This window comes from Citrobacter sp. wls711 (assembly GCF_005281055.1).
GTDB lineage: Bacteria > Pseudomonadota > Gammaproteobacteria > Enterobacterales > Enterobacteriaceae > Citrobacter > Citrobacter gillenii.
The window spans coordinates 1-402 of record NZ_SZXC01000035.1; the positions used below are offsets into that span (position 1 = coordinate 1).

The window sequence follows — 402 nt, forward strand, 5'->3', positions numbered from 1 at the left end:
TAGTGCTCACACAGATTGTCTGATGAAAAATTAGCAGTAAAAATCTCTGCAGGCTTGTAGCTCAGGTGGTTAGAGCGCACCCCTGATAAGGGTGAGGTCGGTGGTTCAAGTCCACTCAGGCCTACCAAATTTGCCCTGATACTGTGTTGTGAAACGACTCGCATACTTCAGTATGCCTTGTTATTCCACGCCTTGTCTCAGGACAAATTATCGGTACAGAGATGAAGTATTACGATGGGGTTATAGCTCAGCTGGGAGAGCGCCTGCCTTGCACGCAGGAGGTCTGCGGTTCGATCCCGCATAGCTCCACCATCCTTTACTGCGAACAAAACAAGAAAACTTCAGAGTGTACCTGAAAAGGTTCACTGCGAAGTTTTGCTCTTTAAAAATCTGGATCAAGCT

At 47.0% G+C, this 402-nt stretch carries 2 tRNA genes; both read left to right on the top strand.

Annotated features, from left to right (window positions below):
- The first annotated feature begins 50 nt into the window (after positions 1–50).
- Positions 51–127, top strand: a tRNA-Ile gene (locus FDW98_RS14315).
- 109 nt (positions 128–236) lie between these two features.
- A tRNA-Ala gene (locus FDW98_RS14320) sits at positions 237–312 on the top strand.
- Positions 313–402: the final 90 nt, after the last annotated feature.